Consider the following 15378-nt stretch of genomic DNA (forward strand, 5'->3'; position numbering starts at 1 on the left):
CCCTCTTTTTATCCCAGCCCAGAGTCTCACATGTGTTTGTCCGGGTTCAGGGGGCCAAAGGGATAGACTCCTGGTATCTTGACGGAAAGGCTTTCCCTCGTTAAGCTGGTTTTTGCGTGCGGGGGCGATTAGCTCAGCTGGTCAGAGCGCACGCCTGATAAGCGTGAGGTCGGTGGTTCAAGTCCACCATCGCCCACCACCCGAGGTCCCCGGGAAGGCTCCCGGGGATTTTTGTTTGTGATGTTGCCTTGAGGGTGGGTTCCCCTTTGGTCCGGGACCGCATCGGCCACCCGAAGGGGGAGGTTGGGAACCAGAGGGTCAGGGCCCTGGCCAGGAACGCCGTGCGTGCTTTCCACCCCGAAGGCCAGTCCGGGTAAAGGCATCACCCAGGAGACAGGCGGTTTGGGCGGTATAGGGGGGTACGCAGGCTTGGGAAATGGCGGGGGAGGGTGCGCATGGCTAGGTTTCGGGGTCCGGGAAGCCCTAGGCTAAGCGGCCTCCCTGGCTCCGCTTCTTTGTGCCGGGTAAATGACCTGGATGCTTTGCCAGGGCCGAGAGAGGGGATGTAGGGGCTTTGGCCCTAGACGGGAGGTAAGGAGGGCGTATAGCCTGGAGAACATGTACGAGGGGAAGATCCTCTACGAAGGCCTGACCTTTGATGACGTCCTCCTCCTGCCCGGGTACTCCGAGGTGTTGCCCCGGGAAGTTTCCGTAAGGACCAGGCTTACCCGGAAGCTCCACCTCAACATCCCCATCCTCTCCGCCGCCATGGACACGGTGACCGAGGCGGAGATGGCCATCGCCATGGCCCGGGAAGGGGGGCTTGGGGTGATCCACAAGAACCTGAGCATTGAGGCCCAGGCGGGAATGGTGCGCAAGGTAAAGCGCTCCGAGGCGGGGATGATCCAGGATCCCGTCACCCTGCCCCCCACTGCCACCCTCGAGGACGCCGAGCGCCTCATGCGCGAGTACCGGATTGGCGGGCTTCCCGTGGTGGACCTCTACGGGAAGCTCCTGGGCCTGGTGACCAACCGCGACCTGCGCTTTGAGAGGAACCTAAAACGCCCCGTTACCGAGGTCATGACCCCCTTGGAGCGCCTCATCACCGCCCCTCCGGGCACCACCCTGGAGGAAGCGGAGGAGATCCTGCGCAAGCACAAGGTGGAAAAGCTTCCCCTGGTGGACGAGGCGGGGAGGCTCAAGGGGCTTCTTACCCTAAAGGACATCGTGAAGCGCAAACAGTACCCCAACGCCGCTAAGGATGCCTTGGGAAGGCTTCTGGTGGGGGCGGCGGTGGGGGCAAGCCGGGACCTTCCGGAAAGGGCGGTGGCCTTGGTGGAGGCGGGGGTGGACGTCCTGGTCCTGGACTCGGCCCATGGCCATTCCAAGGGGATCCTCGAGGCCCTCATCTACCTGAAGGAGACCTTCGGGGACAAGGTGGAGGTGATTGCGGGCAACGTGGCCACCCGGGAAGGGGCCCGGGCCCTGGCGGAGCGGGGAGCGGATGCGGTGAAGGTGGGCATCGGCCCCGGCTCCATCTGCACCACCCGGGTGGTGACCGGGGTGGGGGTGCCGCAGATCTCCGCCATCCTCGAGGCGGTGGCGGGAGTGGAGGACCTGGATGTGCCCATCATCGCCGATGGGGGGATCAAGTACACGGGGGATGTGGCCAAGGCCTTGGCCGCCGGGGCCCATTCGGTGATGCTGGGCAGCATGCTGGCGGGCACCGACGAGGCCCCGGGGGAGGAGGTGTTGAAGGATGGGCGCCGCTACAAGCTCTACCGGGGCATGGGTTCCTTGGGAGCCATGAAACAAGGCTCCGCTGACCGCTACTTCCAGGAGCCGGGCAGGGGAGGGGAGACCGAGGCCAAGAAGCTGGTGCCGGAAGGTATAGAGGGCATGGTGCCCTACAAAGGCCCCGTGGCCGACGTCCTCTACCAGATCGTGGGGGGCTTGAGGAGCGCCATGGGCTATGTGGGGGCCCCGGACATAGAAACCTTCCGGCAAAAAGCCCGCTTTGTGCGCATGACCATGGCGGGCCTCATAGAGAGCCACCCCCACGACGTGGTGGTCATCAAGGAGGCCCCCAACTATTCCCGCTAAGGCCATTCTGCCCTGGCAGGGGGCTCGGCAAAGCCCTTCTCCCAGGCGCGTGGGAGCCTCCGAGGGGCGGGGCACGGCGAACGGGCCCCCGCCAGGCTTAACCTACGCGCTTGGGCCCGCTTTGGACTAGTCTCCGAAGAGTTTCGCAAAGGCCTCCCCGCCTCCCTTCTTGCGGGCCAGGCGGTAGGTGCCTTCTTTCTCCTCCAACTTTCCTTCGGCCACCAGGGCCTTGAGGGTGTCCTCCAGCTCCTTTTTGGAGAAGGCTTCCCCCTCTTCGTCCAGGTAGCGCTGGATCTCCTTGAAGGTGGCAAAGCGCAAAGCCTCCACTGCCCGCATGACCCAAGCCTTGCGATCCATGCCACCATCCTATTCCCTTGGCCCGTGGCATCCTGAACGCGTGGACCCTTACCGGGAGTACCAGGATTACGTGGTGGCCTCGAGGCTCCTTTTGGCCTTGGGCCACTCCCGGGAGGTTCTTTCCCTGGGCCAGTATGCCCGCCTAAGGCTTCGCCGGATGGAGCTGGCCCGGCAAGGCCGCTTGTCCCAGCTGGAAAGCCTGGACGAGCGCCTCCGCTACGGCTTCTGGAGCAACCCTTTGCGGCTTAGGGAGTTTCTTAGGCGCACCGCCCACGCTCCTTACTGGGCCTCCCCTCTGGCCTTTGAGGCCCTGCTGTTCCCCGAGGAACAGGCCCGCCTTGCCTACCCCGGGCAGGCGGGGGAGTACTACCTGGGCTGGCTTCGGCTACCCCACCTCCTCCTGGATCCCCTGGCCTTTGAGGAAGCGCTACGGGAACAAGAAGCCCGGGCCGAGGCCCTTCCCCTCTTCCTCAACGCCTTCCACCGGGTGCCTGGTCCCTGAGGCGGCAGGTTTAGGCCTCTTCCTCCAAAAGGGGCAGGCGTACCCGGAAGAGGGTGCGGCCGGGCTGGCTTTCCACGGTGATCTCCCCCCCGTGGGCCTTGGCGATGGCCTGGGCGATGGCCAGGCCCAGGCCCGTTCCACCCCCCGGCCCCCGGGCGAAGCGCTCAAAGAGGCGGGGAAGGAGTTCCTCGGGGATCCCGGGGCCATGGTCCTCCACCTCCAAAAGGGCGTCTTCCCCTTCCCGCCTAAGGCGCACCCGGACGCCTTCCCTTCCCGCGGCCCGGACCCCGTTGGCGATGAGGTTCCTCAGCATCTGCAAGAGCCGGTCCGGGTCCCCAAGGACCTCCAGGGCCTCCCCTTGGAAGGCCACCCCGTATTCCCGGGCGGCCTCCTCGGCTAGGGCTTGGAGGTCCACGATATGGGGGTTCAAGGCCCACTCCGCCTCCCCCCGGGCCAGGGAGAGGAGGTCCTCCACCAGGCGGCGCATCCTCTCCGCGGTGGCCCGGGCGGTGCGGAGGGCTTCGGGGTCTTGGGGGTTTCGCCCTAGCCGGTCCAGGTGGCCCAGAAGCACGGTGAGGGGGGTTCTGAGCTCGTGGCTGGCCTCGGCCAGAAAGGCCCGTTCCTTTTCCTTGGCCTCCTTAAGGGCAAAGAGGAGGCCATTCACCGCCTCCACCATGCGGCCAAACTCGTCTTTAGGAAGGTTCAGGGGTACGGGGTCCAGGCGCTCGGGGTTACGCCGGGCGATCTCCCTGGCGGCCTCCTCCAGGGGCTTGGCGGTGAGCCGGGCGGTGAGGTAGACCAGGGCCATGCCCAAGGGGAAGAGGAGGAAGAAGGCCTCGAGGAGGGCCTGCCTCAGGGCCTTTTGCGCCAAGTCTATGGGGGCGGTGTCCTGGGTCAGGGCGAGAAGGCCCAAGGGGGTGCGCACCAAGGCGGCGGCAAAGCCCCTTTGCCAGGTGACCCTCGGGGCCTCGCCTACCCCCTTTAGGGCCTCCGGGGGGAGGCGGTGGGCCTCCTGGGTGAGGACCAGGGCCTCCCCGTCTTCCGCATACAGGTGAAGGTAGACTCCCCCGGTGGTGAGGAGGGCCCCCGTCTGGCCCTTGCGGTAGGCCTCCGCCGCCCGCTTGGCATCCTCCAGGAGGGTGGCCTCGAGGTGGCCTCTAAGGGCCCGCTCCACCCCCTGCCCCGCCAGGTACAGGGCCCCCACCAGGAAGAGGAGCCAGAGGAGGCTGAAGGAGAGGAAAAGCCGAAGCCGGAAGGACATGGGGCCGGGCTAGGCTTCCTCCTCGCCCTTTCCCGGGCGGACCGCATACCCCAGGCCCCGCACCGTGCGCAGGTAGCCGTAGGCCCCGGCTTCCCTTAGCTTGGCCCGGAGGTTGGCCACGTGCACATCCAGCACGTTGGAATCCCGGCCCAGGGGCTTACCCCAGATCTTTTCCTCGATCTCCTCCCGGGGGAAGACCCTCCCCGGGCGGCCCATGAGCAGGTGGAGAAGCTCAAACTCCTTGGGGGAAAGCCGCACCTCCCTTTCCCCAAAAAAGACCTGCCGCCTCTTGGGGTAAAGTTCTAACCGTCCTACGCTCAGGACTTCGCTTCCTTCCTTGTGCCTCAGCTGCACCTGGATGCGGGCCAGAAGCTCGGCGGGGTGGAAGGGCTTCACCAGGTAGTCGTCGGCCCCATCGGAAAGGAGGCCCACCTTGCGCTCCACGGCATCCTGGGCGGTGAGGACCAGGATGGGGGTGTCGTCGGTGGCCCGGATCCTCCGGGCCACCTCGGCCCCGTCCAGGTCGGGAAGCCCCAGGTCCAGGACCACCAGGTCGGGCTTCCTCTCCCGGTGCTTCACCAGGCCCTCCATGCCGCTTTTGGCCCACTCCACGGCAAAGCCCGCCTCCTTTAGCTCCAGCTCCACCAGGCGGGCCACCTCCGCATCGTCCTCAATGAGCAGGATGCGCTTCATGGCCACAGCCTTTCCGGAGGGGCGAGGCCATAGACCTCCTTGAGGAGCCTAAGCAGGCTCACCCGCTCCTTGTCTTGCAGGAGGACCACATCCCCGCGCTCGGCCACCCCGGGAAAGGTGCGGGGCTTCTCCCCTGGGAGCACCAAAAGGAGTTGCACCTCCTGGCCCAGCCGAGGGGGCACCGGGGAGGAGAGGGGGATCAGCCTCTTGCCCTCCACCCGCCAAGCCCCGTGCAGGATGCGCAGGTCCTGGGAGAAAAGCCTCAGCTCCGTGCCCGGGGGGAGGCCAGGCCCCAGGAGGGGAGGAAGGGCAGCCGAAACCGTCCCCAGGAAAAGGAGAAAGAGGATCAGGGGACGCATCGTCTCCCATTCTACGCCGGGGGCCCAGCCCTTTGTGGGAGAGAGCTTAAGGAGCCTGAAGGTTTTTCGGGGAGGAGGAAGCCGGCGGAAACCACGTACTTAAGGGCGTCCTCCACGCTGATCTCCAGGGGTATCACCTCTTCTGAGGGCACCAGGATCACCATGCCGCTGGCGGGCACGGGACTGGTGGGCACCAAGACGGCGGTGTACCCTTCCGGTAAGGGAGGAAGGCGGCCGTTCACGGGCTGCACCACAAAGCAAAGGGTGTATAGCCCTCGCCGGGGATACTCTATGACCGCCGCCCGGCTGAACTTCACCTCCTGATGGCCGAAGAGGGTGTGGGTGATCTGCTGCACTGCCTTGTAAATGTCCCGCACGATGGGGAAGAGGAGAAGGGAGCGCTCTAGGGAAACGATGAGCCTTCGGCCCAGATAGTTTTCCGCCACGGTGCCCACCAGGTAGATGAGCACTCCAGCGAGAAGAAGGCCCACGAAGGGCAGGAAGGGCTGGTAGGCCCGGGGCACCTCCAGGTCCAAAAGGCGCAGGAAGCTTTGGATGTAGCCCCCGGAGTAGGTGTAGACCCAGGCCAGAAAGTACAGGGTGACCAGAAGGGGGAGGAGGGTGACCAGCCCGGTGAGGAACCTCTGGCGCAGGCGCATGCCCCTTAGTTTACGGGAAAGGGGGGAGGGGCCGGGCAGGGCCCCAGCCAGGCTTGGTGGCGGGGCTAGCGCCCGTCCCCGCGGCTTTGGGCCAGTTCCTTAAGGCCCTTTAGGTCCTTCAGGACAATCTTGCCATAGCCCGAGCGGATGTAGCCTTCCCGGGTGAGCTCCCCGATCACCTTGGTCACGGTTTCCCGCACGCTACCCACCGCGGCCGCCAGCTCGTCGTGGGTGGCGCGGAGGACCAGGCCTTCCGCTTCCTGGTGGGCCAAGGGGGTTTCCGCCAGCTCCAGAATAGCCGCGGCCATGCGGTTTTTCAGGCGCTGTGTGGCCAGGCGCTCTATGCGCCGGTAGGACTCAGAAAGGGCCTGGGCTAGGCTCAGGAGCACCTGGCGGACCTCCTCGAGGTGGGGCTCCTTGGGAAGGGGTTCGGCCACCACCTCCGTCACCGCCTCGGCGAAGTAGGTGCGTTCAAGGCCTGCCAAGGCCTCCTCCCCGAAATACCCCCCGGGGCGGACCAGGCGCAGGGTGAGGGCGTTGCCCTCCTCGTCCACCGCCTCGAGGCGCACAAGGCCCTCCAGGACCCTATACACCCGGTCCCGAGGCCCGGGAACCCCGGGGTACAGGATGACCTCGCCGGGCTTGAAGCTTACGGTTTCGCGGGCCTGGGTCATGGTTACCTCCTTGCCTCCAAGGTACCACCCGCGGAGGGTTTTGTAAACCCATGGGTTACAAAAATCCCTCCTGCCCTACCCCTTGTCCAGGGGCCTTTTGTGGGCTATGGGCAGAAGCCGGTCCGTGGAAATCCTGGGCTCCCTTCCCTCCTTCCTGGCCCTTTCCCTTTCCAGCTCGGCCCAGAAGAGGGCCATTTCCCAAAGGGCCTCAAGCCGCTCCTCCAGGGACAGACCTTGCCACTCCCCCCGGTCGTCCGGGGGGGTGTGCAGGGGAAACCTGCGGGCGAGGGGCCGGATTTTCATAGCTCCTCGAGGTCGCGTAGGTCTATGGGGCGGCCAAAGGCCCTCTTTAAGGCCTTAAAGTCCTCGGGATGGACCACGTACACCGCCACATCCCTAATCTGATGCACCGTGGCCCTGGCAAAGGCCTCGTCAAAGGAGGGGCTTTCCAGGATCACCAGGTCAATGCGGTTGGGGGCGTACCCCAGTTGGACCACCCCGGGAGTGGCCAGATCGGAGGGGGTTAGGCCCAGATCATCCCCGCCAAAGAAGGTCCGGATGGCGGCAAGGACCTTGTCCGCCTCCTGGGCGTCCACCCATAGGTCCAGGCCCTTGGTGAACCTGGGGCGGCCGAAAAAGGCCAGGGCATACCCCCCGATGACCAAAAACCTGGCCCCGCTGGCGTGCAGGGTCCGGAGAAAATCCAGCATCTCCGGGGTCACCGCACGTTCTCCCGAAGCCACTCCAGGTAGGGCCCGTGCCCCTCGGCGATGGGCAGGGCCACCACCTCGGGCACGGTGTAGGGGTGGAGGGAAAGGACCCGCTCCTTAAGCCGGGGGAAGGCGAAGGTGGTGGTCTTCACCAGGAGTAGGACCTCCTTATCCTCCACCACCTCCCCCTGCCAGCGGTAGACCGAGGTGAGGCCGGGCACCAGGTTCACGCAGGCGGCCAGGCCCTCCTCCACCAGGGTGCGGGCCAGGGTGCGGCCCACCTCCTCGTTGGGGGCGGTGATCAGGACCACTTCCTCCATCACGGCTCCTCCTCCACGGCAAAGGCGCTGGCTACCTCGTCGTCCTCGGGAAGGTTCATGATCTTGACCCCGGCGGTGGCCCGGGAGTACTGGCGGATCTCGGCCACCGGGGTGCGGATGGCCAGGCCCTTCTTGGAAAGGACCAAGAGATCCTCCGTGCCCCGCACCTTGAGGAGGGCGGCCAGGCGCCCCACCTTAAGGGAGGTGGCGTAGGTGATGACCCCCATTCCCCCACGCCCCTGCAAGGGGTACTCGGCCAGGGGGGTGCGCTTGCCGTAGCCCCGGGTGCTCACCGCCAGGAGGTCCACCATCTCCCCGGGCTTCACCGTCACCAGGGAGACCACCCGGTCCCCGGGCTTTTTGAAGCGGATCCCCGTCACCCCCTGGCTGTCCCGGCCCGTGGCCCGGACCTCCTCCAGGGGGAAGCGGATGGCCTGCCCCTCCTCCGTGGCCAGGATGGCCTCGTCCTCGGGGTCGGAAAGGGCCACCCCAATAAGCCGGTCCCCCTCCAGGAGCCGGATGGCGATGAGCCCTGCCGCGCCCAGGTTCTGGTACTCCTTTAGGGCGGTGCGCTTCACCAGGCCCCTCTCCGTGGCGAAGACCAGGTGGCCCTCCCCGTCCAAGCCTCTTGCGGAAAGCAAGGCGGCCACCTCCTCCTCCTCGGCCAGGGGGAGGAGGGTCTTCACGTGCACCCCCCGGGCCTGGCGGCCCATCTCCGGAAGGTCGTAGACCTTCAGGCGGTAGACCCGGCCCCGGTTGGTGAAGAGGAGGAGGTCCTCATGGGCCTGGGCCACGAAGACCTGGATGGCCTCGTCCTCCTCCTTGGTTTTGCCAGCGATAAGCCCTTTCCCGCCCCGTCCCTGGGCCCGGTAGCTCTCCAGGGGAAGGCGCTTTAAGAAGCCCTGGGCGGTGAGGGTGATGACCATGGGCTCGTCCTCTATGAGGTCCTCGGGGTTGAAGCTTTCCTCAAACTCGGTGATCACCGTGCGCCGGGCATCCCCGTACTTCTCCTTGACCCTCAGGAGGTCCTTCTTGACCTCGGCCCAAAGCCGCCCCTCCTCCTCGAGGATGGCCCTAAGCCGGGCGATCTCCTCCATGAGCTCCCGGTACTCCTCCAAGAGCTTTTCCCGCTCCAGGGCCACCAGGCGTTGCAGGCGCATGTCCAGGATGGCCTGGGCCTGGACCTCGCTGAGGCCAAAGCGCTCCATAAGCCCTTTTCGGGCCTCGCCTGCGTCCTGGGAAGCCCGGATCAAGGCGATGACCTCGTCAATGTGGTCCAGGGCGATGAGGAGGCCCTCCAGCACGTGGGCCCTTTCCTCGGCCTTCTTGAGCTCAAATAGGCTTTTGCGCCGGATCACCTCCTTGCGGTGGTCCAGGTAGTGGCGCATGAGATCCAGGAGGGAGAGGACCTTGGGCTCCCCGTCCACGATGGCCAGGAGGTTCACCGTGAAGGAGGCTTGCAAGGCGGTGTGCTTGTAGAGTTGGTTCAGCACCACCTGGGGGCTTGCTCCCCGCTTGAGCTCTATGGCGATGCGCAGGCCCTGGCGGTCGGACTCGTCCCGGAGGGCCACGATGTCCTCCAGCTTCTTGGCCTTCACCAAGGCGGCGATCTGGGCGATGAGGCTGGCTTTGTTGACCTGGTAGGGAATCTCGGTGACCACCAGCATGGGCTTCTGGCCCTTCTCCTCAATGCGCACCTTGGCCCGTATTTTGAGGCTCCCCCGGCCCGTGGCGTAAGCCTCCTGGATGCCCTTGCGGGAGAGCTTGCCTCCGGTGGGGAAGTCGGGGCCGGGGAGGTGGCGCATGACCTCCTCGAGGGTGATCCCCGGGTTCTCGATCATGGCCACCAGGGCGTCCACCACCTCGCTGAGGTTGTGGGGGGGGAGGCTGGTGGCCATGCCCACGGCGATGCCGCTGGCCCCGTTCACCAGGAGGTTGGGGATGGCGGCGGGGAGGACCTCGGGCTCCTTGAGGGAGCCGTCGTAGTTGGGGCGGAAATCCACGGTTTCCTTGTCAATGTCCAAAAGCATCTCCGCCCCTAAGGGGGAAAGCCGGGCTTCCGTGTAGCGCTGGGCTGCGGGCGGGTCCCCGTCTATGGAGCCGAAGTTTCCTTGGCCGTCCACCAGGGGGTAGCGCAGGTTCCAGGGCTGGGCCAGGCGGGCTAGGGCATCGTAGATGGCGGCGTCCCCGTGGGGATGGTACTTACCCATGACCTCGCCCACGATCTTGGCGCTTTTCACGTGCTTGCGGCCCGGGAGCACCCCCTCCTGGTAGGCGCCGAAAAGGATTCGTCTCTGGACCGGCTTAAGCCCGTCCCGCACGTCGGGCAGGGCCCGGTCCACGATGACGGACATGGCGTAGTTGATGAAGCTCTGCTTGAGTTCTTCTGTGATTTCTACAGGAATGACCGTCTCGGGCATAGTCTTCCTCTCGGGCCAAAGCCTTTTTTCAGTATATCAGATGGGCCGGTCCATAGGGCCGGCCCTCCGGGGAAGGGCTTCTAGGCCTGGCCCACCTCGGTCAGCCTGGCGGGGCTACCTCCAGGACCTCCGCCAAGTACACCAGGGCCAGTTTGTAGGAGAGGGGCCCGAACCCCGAGATGATGCCCCGGCAGGCAGGGGCGGTCACGGAGTGCTGGCGGTAGGGCTCGCGGGCATGGAGGTTGGAAAGGTGGACCTCCACCACGGGGAGGGGCTGGGCCCGGATGGCGTCCAGGAGGGCGTAGGAGTAGTGGGTGAGGGCCCCAGGGTTCAGGACGATGGCCAAAAACCCTTCCCGGTGGGCCTGCTGCACCCACTCTATCAGCTGCCCCTCGTAGTTGCTTTGGCGGAAGGCCACCCCCAGGCCCAGCTCCGCCCCCCAGGCCTCGCAGAGGGTTTCCAGTTCCTCCAGGGTGGTGCGCCCGTAGACCTCGGGCTCCCGCAGGCCCAGAAGGTTCAGGTTGGGTCCGTTTAGGATCAGCACCATAGGGGCTCCTTTTGCCCTAGGATACCCCTTGTGCGCCGCCTTTGGCCTATTGGAGTAGCGCTCTTGGCCTCCCTTTGGGGCTTAGCCCAAAGCCCCCGGGGTCTGGTCCATACCGTGGCTCCCGGGGAAACCCTCTTTCAGATCGCCCGGCGTTATGGCACCACGGTGGAGGAGCTGGCCCGGCTCAACGGGCTAAGGGACCCCAACCGCATCCAGGTGGGCCAGGCGCTCCTGGTGCGGTCCAGGGAGGAGGTGGCCTTGCCCAAGGGAAGGCTGGTCTACTTCCCCCCGGTCCAGGGGCGGGCCTTTGGCCTTCGGGTGGAGGGGTACGCCCAGGGGTGGGTGGGGTTTTTGGGGGAGCGGTACCCCTTGGTGCCCGGGGAGAAGGGCCTATGGACCCTTTTGCCGGTGGGGGCTTTGGTGGAGGCCAAGGCGCATCCTTTGCGCCTGGGCCTCGAGGGGGAGGAAATCCCCCTTGCCCTTCAGGTGGCTCCGGGAGGCTACGGCCAGGAAACCCTGGTTCTGAGCCCTTCCCTGGAGGGCCTGCTCCGGGACCCCAGCCTAAGGGCGGAGCGGGAAAAGGTGGTGGGGGTCTGCCCCAAAGAGGGAGTCCTGACCTTTTCCCGGTTCCTAAGGCCCCTGGAGGGGCGGATCACCAGTCCCTTCGGTACCAGAAGGCGCTACGGCAACCTTTTCACCTCCTACCACGAGGGCCTGGACTTCGCTGCCCCCCCAGGCACCCCCGTGCGGGCGGTGGCCGAGGGGGTGGTGGTCCTTTCCGAGAGGCTGAAGGTGCGGGGGGAGGCGGTGATCCTTAGCCACGGCATGGGCCTTTGCACCGGGTACTGGCACCTTGCGCAAAGGCGGGTGAGGGTGGGGGAGAGGGTCAAAGGGGGCCAGGTGCTGGGGCTTTTGGGGAATACGGGGCTTTCCACAGGGCCCCACTTGCACCTGGAGGTGCGCCTTTGGGGGGTTCCCGTGGACCCCCTGCCCTTTTTCCAGGGCCTCCCCCTACCCTAGCTGCAGGAGGGAAAGGACCTCCACGTGGTGGGTGAAGGGGAAGAAGTCGTAGGGGCGGGCAAAGGATAGGGCGTATCCTCCCTTCTGAAGCGCCCCCACGTCCCGGGCCCAGGTGGCGGGGTCGCAGGCCACGTAGAGGATCTCCTTGGGCCGGCTTTCCAGCAGGTAGGCCCGCACCTCAGGGGAAAGCCCCGCCCTGGGAGGGTCCAGCACCACCAGGTCAAAACGGCCCAGCCGGCGGGCTTCCTTGGCATCCCCGCGGTGGAAGCGCACGTTTTCCAGGCCAAGCCGCCTCCTGTCCGCCTCTCCCCGGCGTACCGCCTCCTTGCTGATCTCCACCGCCACCACCTCCCCGTAGCGGGGGGCCAGGAGGAAGGAGATGAGGCCGCTTCCCGCATAGAGCTCCAGGGCTCGTTCCCCTCCCGAAACCAGGCCCTGGGCCTCCTCTAAAAGCTCCCCCATGGCCAAGGGGTTCACCTGGCTGAAGCTTTCTACGCTCACCGTGGCCGTGAGGGGGCCAAACTTTTCCAGGAGGGTTCTTTCCCCATGTAGGGGCTGGACCCTCCCCCGGAAACGCCCTTTGGGGGAGGGTTCGGCCCAGACCACCCCGGCAAAGCCTTCCGCCACCAGGGCCTTGGCGGGGCGCTTTAGGCTTTCCGGGCTTCCCCCGATGAGGCCAAGGAGCACCCGGCCCTCCAGCAGGCTTCCCCTTAGGGCCACCTCCTCCACGGGCAAGGGCCAGGTCTTCAGGAGGGAGAAGGCCCAGGCCAGGGGTTCGGAAAGCAGGGGATCCTCCTCCAGCCGGAAGAGCTCCTGGCCCTCCGGCAAGCGGTAGGCCAGGCCCCCTAGGGGATGGCGGGCGTACTGGGCGGCGGTGCGGTAGCCCAGGGGCCTGGGGGAGGGGCGGATGGGGGCCAGGGGAAAGGAGAGCTTGGCGATGCGCATGAGGGCGTCCTGCACCAGGCCTTCCTTCAGGGGGAGCTGGCTTTCGTAGGCCAGGGGGAGGTCGGCGGAAGGGGGGAGGGGGTGGGGGTAGCGGTCGGGGCGGGGGGTGAGCACCTCCACCTCTTCCAGGAATAGGGTTCCCTTGCGGCGCACGGGCCTTCCTCGCACCACCTCCCCCGGTAAACCTCCCTTGATGAGAATGGCTCCCTCCTCGGTGCGGGCCAGGCCGTAGCCTCCCGGTACCAGCTTCTCCACGGTGAGAACCTTCACCTTTCCACCCTACACCAAGCCCCTTGGCGCTAAGATGAAGGGGTGATTCGGGTACTGTTAGCGGACGACCATGCCCTCTTTCGCCAAGGGCTTAAAAGCCTTCTGGAGGCGGAAGGGGATTTCCGGGTAGTGGGGGAGGCCAAGGACGGCTGGGAAGCCTTACGGCATGCCCTCGAGGCCAAGCCGGACGTGATCCTCATGGACATCCAGATGCCCAACCTGGACGGGGTGCAGGCCACCCAGGCCATCCTCAAGGAGTGGCCTGAGGCCAAGGTGATCATCCTCACCATGTACCGCCAGGACGCCTACGTGTTTGAGGCGGTGAAGGCGGGGGCCAGGGGCTACCTCCTAAAGGACACCGACGCCAGCGAGCTCATTGAGGCCATCCGCCGGGTGCACGCTGGGGAGGTACTCCTGGATGCCGAGCTGGCTGGGCGCATCATCCAGGACTTCCGGGCCAAGAAGGAGTCCAGCCTTCCCCTGCACGCGGAGCTTTCCGAGCGGGAGATCCAGATCCTCAAGCTGGTGGCCCAGGGGTACACCAACCTGGAGATCGCCGCCGAGCTTCAGCTTTCCGAGAAGACGGTGCGGAACCGGCTTTCCGAGATCTTCCAGAAGCTTCACCTGAACAACCGCACCCAGGCGGCCCTGTACGCCATACGGGAAGGCCTGGCCGGGCCTGAGCCCCAGGAGTAGTGGACCCGGTGCCGCTTCTTATGGGGCTTGCTCCCTTGGTGGGGGAGGGGGTGAGGGGCGATTTTGTGGCCGCCCATCTTCCCCGGGCCCGGCGGGACGGCCTGGGGAATGTGTGGACCGGGGAAGGCCGGGTGCTTCTCCTCGCCCACCTGGACACGGTTTTGCCCCCAGAGCCCCCCAGGCGGGTAGGGGAGAGGCTCTACGGCCCCGGGGTAGGGGATAACTCCAGCGGGGTGGCCGTCCTCCTTTCCCTTCCCGAGATCCCGGGGGTGGTCCGGGGCTTCACCGTGGGGGAGGAGGGTTTAGGGAACCTTAGGGGGGCCCGGGCCCTGGTGGAGACCCTGGCGCCCGAGATGGTGGTGGCGGTGGATGGGTATCTGCCGGGGGTGGTGGACCGGGCCCTAGGCTCGCTGCGCTTCCGGGCTACCTTCCGGGGCCGGGGTGGCCACGCCTGGGGGGACAGGGGGATGCCCAATCCCGTGTTTGCCCTGGCGGAGGGGCTTTCCCGGCTGCACGCCCTTTTCAAGGAGGTGGGGAGCGAGGCCAGCCTTAACGCCAGCCGCCTCCAGGGGGGCCTGGCGGTGAACGCCATTCCCCAGGAGGCCTCCGTGCTCCTAGAGATCCGGGCCCTGGAAGGGGAGCATCTCCACCGGCTTTATGGGGAGGCCCAGCGGGTTCTCTGGGAGGTGGCGGGCCGCCATCGGGTGGAGTTAGGCTTGGAGGTTTTGGGGGAAAGGCCAGCGGGAAGCACGGCCACCCCAGAGCTCCTGCGGGCGGCGGAAGCCGCCTTGGCCCGCATTGGGGAAAAGCCCCAGTTCCAGCCGGGTTCCACCGACGCCAGCGCCGCCATTGAGCGGGGCATCCCCGCCTTGGCCCTGGGAGTGTACCGGGGGGGCGGGGCCCATACCCCGGAGGAATGGGTGCTCCCCCAAAGCCTCCGGGAGGGGCGGGAGGTGCTCCTCGCCTTTCTCAGGGCCCTTGGCTTAGGATAGGGCGTATGCGTGTGGGCATCCTGAAGGGCTTCCTCTCCCGGCGGTACCTGGGCTTTTGGGAGGCGTATCTAGAGGCCTTGGGGGTGGAGGTGGTGCGGGCGGAAGCTCCCCCTGCCCGCCACCAGCCCTACTGCCTCCCCGTGCAGGAGCTTTTGGCCCAGGTGGAGGCCCTGAAGGCCCAAGGGGTGGACTACCTGCTCCTCCCCGACCTGCAAGGGGGGGTGGAGTCGGAGAAGGGCGGGGGGCAGTGCCCCTGGCTTTTGGACCTGGAGGCCACCCTCCTCCGCTACTTCCCAGGGCTTCCCCCGGTGCTCAAGGTCCCCGCAGAGCTCTCCCAACGGGTCTTGGGCCGGGCGGGGGAGGTGGGCCACCTCCTCACCCAGAACCCCATGCTGGTGGGCCGGGCCCTGGACCGGGTGCGGGGGTTTTTGAAGCCCCCTCCTCCCCTCAAGACCCCTCTGGGGAGCGTGGGGGTGGTGGCCCAGCCCTACCTTTTGGAAGACGAGGGCTTCCGCAAAGCTGTGGAGGAGGCCTTGGCTCGGGAGGGGCTCATCCCCTACTTCCCCGATCTCCCCCCGGAGAAGCTGAGGGAGGAGGGGGAGAGGCTTCTTCCCGTGGACCTTCCCACGGACCGGGAACTTTTGGGCATGGTCCACTACCTTCACCGCCTGGGCCGGGTGAAGGCCCTTTTGCTGGTGGTTTCCTATGCCTGCCCTCCCATCCCTGGGCTTTTGCGCAAGGCCGCCCGCAGGCTTCTCAAGCCCCACCGCCTCCTCACCTTGGGGGAGGATTGGACAGAGGCCTTGCGCTCCTTGCGGAGGGAGATCCAGGAGGGCTAGGGTGTGGTCTA

Annotated in this window: 18 protein-coding genes and 1 tRNA gene; 7 read left to right on the plus strand and 12 right to left on the minus strand. The window is 66.4% G+C overall.

Annotated elements, in window-relative coordinates; translation table 11 throughout:
- The first annotated feature begins 122 nt into the window (after positions 1–122).
- Both L0D16_RS06130 and guaB read left to right on the plus strand, forming a co-directional pair.
- Positions 123–199 (plus strand) — tRNA-Ile (locus L0D16_RS06130).
- A gap of 419 nt (positions 200–618) precedes the next feature.
- A complete protein-coding gene (gene guaB / locus L0D16_RS06135) occupies positions 619–2103 on the plus strand; it encodes an IMP dehydrogenase (protein ID WP_243030623.1) in 1485 nt (494 codons plus the stop codon).
- 126 nt (positions 2104–2229) lie between these two features.
- Here the strand turns inward: guaB and L0D16_RS06140 are convergent, their stop codons facing one another.
- Positions 2230–2460, minus strand: coding sequence for a hypothetical protein (locus tag L0D16_RS06140; protein ID WP_243030625.1), 231 nt, complete (start codon positions 2458–2460; stop codon positions 2230–2232).
- A 40-nt stretch (positions 2461–2500) separates the two neighbouring features.
- Between L0D16_RS06140 and L0D16_RS06145 the strand changes: the two genes are divergently transcribed.
- Positions 2501–2962: a hypothetical protein gene (locus tag L0D16_RS06145; protein ID WP_243030627.1), complete on the plus strand. Its 462-nt coding sequence runs from the start codon at positions 2501–2503 to the stop codon at positions 2960–2962.
- 10 nt (positions 2963–2972) lie between these two features.
- Here L0D16_RS06145 and L0D16_RS06150 read toward each other — a convergent pair whose 3' ends face one another.
- The 10 genes from L0D16_RS06150 to aroQ all read right to left on the minus strand — a co-directional run bounded on the left by L0D16_RS06150 (position 2973) and on the right by aroQ (position 10605).
- Positions 2973–4223, minus strand: a complete 1251-nt coding sequence (locus tag L0D16_RS06150; protein WP_243030628.1) for a sensor histidine kinase — start codon at positions 4221–4223, stop codon at positions 2973–2975.
- A gap of 9 nt (positions 4224–4232) precedes the next feature.
- On the minus strand, positions 4233–4916 hold the full coding sequence (locus tag L0D16_RS06155; RefSeq protein WP_243030630.1) for a response regulator transcription factor: 684 nt from the start codon (positions 4914–4916) through the stop codon (positions 4233–4235).
- Complete coding sequence (locus L0D16_RS06160; protein WP_243030631.1) at positions 4913–5275, minus strand: hypothetical protein; 363 nt, start codon at positions 5273–5275, stop codon at positions 4913–4915. The genes L0D16_RS06155 and L0D16_RS06160 overlap by 4 nt, the downstream gene beginning before the upstream one ends.
- An 11-nt stretch (positions 5276–5286) precedes the next feature.
- Positions 5287–5934 carry a DUF502 domain-containing protein gene (locus tag L0D16_RS06165; RefSeq protein ID WP_243030632.1) on the minus strand — a complete coding sequence of 216 codons (648 nt, stop codon included), beginning with the start codon at positions 5932–5934 and terminating at the stop codon, positions 5287–5289.
- A 65-nt stretch (positions 5935–5999) separates the two neighbouring features.
- Positions 6000–6608 carry a helix-turn-helix domain-containing protein gene (locus tag L0D16_RS06170; RefSeq protein ID WP_243028964.1) on the minus strand — a complete coding sequence of 203 codons (609 nt, stop codon included), beginning with the start codon at positions 6606–6608 and terminating at the stop codon, positions 6000–6002.
- Positions 6609–6683: 75 nt separating this feature from the next.
- Entirely contained in the window at positions 6684–6911 is a 228-nt protein-coding gene (locus L0D16_RS06175; RefSeq protein ID WP_243030634.1) for a hypothetical protein, read from the minus strand.
- Positions 6908–7330 (minus strand): nucleotidyltransferase, encoded by a 423-nt coding sequence (locus L0D16_RS06180; RefSeq protein ID WP_243030635.1) that lies wholly within the window; start codon positions 7328–7330, stop codon positions 6908–6910. The genes L0D16_RS06175 and L0D16_RS06180 overlap by 4 nt, the downstream gene beginning before the upstream one ends.
- Positions 7327–7638: a divalent-cation tolerance protein CutA gene (cutA, locus tag L0D16_RS06185; protein WP_243030637.1), complete on the minus strand. Its 312-nt coding sequence runs from the start codon at positions 7636–7638 to the stop codon at positions 7327–7329. Before cutA ends, L0D16_RS06180 begins: the two co-directional genes overlap by 4 nt.
- Complete coding sequence (gyrA, locus tag L0D16_RS06190) at positions 7638–10058, minus strand: DNA gyrase subunit A (RefSeq protein ID WP_243030639.1); 2421 nt, start codon at positions 10056–10058, stop codon at positions 7638–7640. Before gyrA ends, cutA begins: the two co-directional genes overlap by 1 nt.
- 100 nt (positions 10059–10158) lie before the next feature.
- Complete coding sequence (gene aroQ / locus L0D16_RS06195) at positions 10159–10605, minus strand: type II 3-dehydroquinate dehydratase (RefSeq protein WP_243030640.1); 447 nt, start codon at positions 10603–10605, stop codon at positions 10159–10161.
- A gap of 63 nt (positions 10606–10668) precedes the next feature.
- Here aroQ and L0D16_RS06200 point away from each other — a divergent pair, with 63 nt between their 5' ends.
- Complete coding sequence (locus L0D16_RS06200; RefSeq protein ID WP_279231225.1) at positions 10669–11625, plus strand: peptidoglycan DD-metalloendopeptidase family protein; 957 nt, start codon at positions 10669–10671, stop codon at positions 11623–11625.
- Here the strand turns inward: L0D16_RS06200 and L0D16_RS06205 are convergent.
- Positions 11617–12840, minus strand: a complete 1224-nt coding sequence (locus L0D16_RS06205) for a class I SAM-dependent RNA methyltransferase (RefSeq protein ID WP_243030643.1) — start codon at positions 12838–12840, stop codon at positions 11617–11619. The genes L0D16_RS06200 and L0D16_RS06205 overlap by 9 nt on opposite strands.
- A gap of 42 nt (positions 12841–12882) precedes the next feature.
- On the opposite strand from L0D16_RS06205, the gene L0D16_RS06210 reads away from it, so the two are divergent.
- The 3 genes from L0D16_RS06210 to L0D16_RS06220 are packed head-to-tail and all read left to right on the plus strand — an operon-like array spanning position 12883 to position 15367.
- A complete protein-coding gene (locus L0D16_RS06210) occupies positions 12883–13536 on the plus strand; it encodes a response regulator transcription factor (protein WP_114311887.1) in 654 nt (217 codons plus the stop codon).
- Positions 13536–14528, plus strand: a complete 993-nt coding sequence (locus tag L0D16_RS06215) for a M20/M25/M40 family metallo-hydrolase (protein ID WP_243030645.1) — start codon at positions 13536–13538, stop codon at positions 14526–14528. The genes L0D16_RS06210 and L0D16_RS06215 overlap by 1 nt, the downstream gene beginning before the upstream one ends.
- A gap of 5 nt (positions 14529–14533) precedes the next feature.
- Complete coding sequence (locus L0D16_RS06220; RefSeq protein ID WP_243030647.1) at positions 14534–15367, plus strand: acyl-CoA dehydratase activase-related protein; 834 nt, start codon at positions 14534–14536, stop codon at positions 15365–15367.
- The last annotated feature ends 11 nt before the right edge of the window (positions 15368–15378 follow it).

The sequence above is a fragment of the Thermus altitudinis genome (assembly GCF_022760835.1).
GTDB classification, from domain to species: Bacteria; Deinococcota; Deinococci; order Deinococcales; family Thermaceae; genus Thermus; species Thermus altitudinis.

Excerpts from the sequence above, each read along its gene's own strand:
- L0D16_RS06220 (WP_243030647.1), top strand. The coding sequence starts at position 14,534 with ATGCGTGTGGGCATCCTGAAGGGCTTCCTCTCCCGGCGGTACCTGGGC.
- L0D16_RS06175 (WP_243030634.1), bottom strand. The coding sequence starts at position 6,911 with ATGAAAATCCGGCCCCTCGCCCGCAGGTTTCCCCTGCACACCCCCCCG.
- L0D16_RS06155 (WP_243030630.1), bottom strand. The coding sequence starts at position 4,916 with ATGAAGCGCATCCTGCTCATTGAGGACGATGCGGAGGTGGCCCGCCTG.
- aroQ (WP_243030640.1), bottom strand. The coding sequence starts at position 10,605 with ATGGTGCTGATCCTAAACGGACCCAACCTGAACCTTCTGGGCCTGCGG.
- L0D16_RS06140 (WP_243030625.1), bottom strand. The coding sequence starts at position 2,460 with ATGGATCGCAAGGCTTGGGTCATGCGGGCAGTGGAGGCTTTGCGCTTT.
- L0D16_RS06165 (WP_243030632.1), bottom strand. The coding sequence starts at position 5,934 with ATGCGCCTGCGCCAGAGGTTCCTCACCGGGCTGGTCACCCTCCTCCCC.
- guaB (WP_243030623.1), top strand. The coding sequence starts at position 619 with ATGTACGAGGGGAAGATCCTCTACGAAGGCCTGACCTTTGATGACGTC.
- gyrA (WP_243030639.1), bottom strand. The coding sequence starts at position 10,058 with ATGCCCGAGACGGTCATTCCTGTAGAAATCACAGAAGAACTCAAGCAG.
- L0D16_RS06160 (WP_243030631.1), bottom strand. The coding sequence starts at position 5,275 with ATGCGTCCCCTGATCCTCTTTCTCCTTTTCCTGGGGACGGTTTCGGCT.
- L0D16_RS06150 (WP_243030628.1), bottom strand. The coding sequence starts at position 4,223 with ATGTCCTTCCGGCTTCGGCTTTTCCTCTCCTTCAGCCTCCTCTGGCTC.
- L0D16_RS06170 (WP_243028964.1), bottom strand. The coding sequence starts at position 6,608 with ATGACCCAGGCCCGCGAAACCGTAAGCTTCAAGCCCGGCGAGGTCATC.
- cutA (WP_243030637.1), bottom strand. The coding sequence starts at position 7,638 with ATGGAGGAAGTGGTCCTGATCACCGCCCCCAACGAGGAGGTGGGCCGC.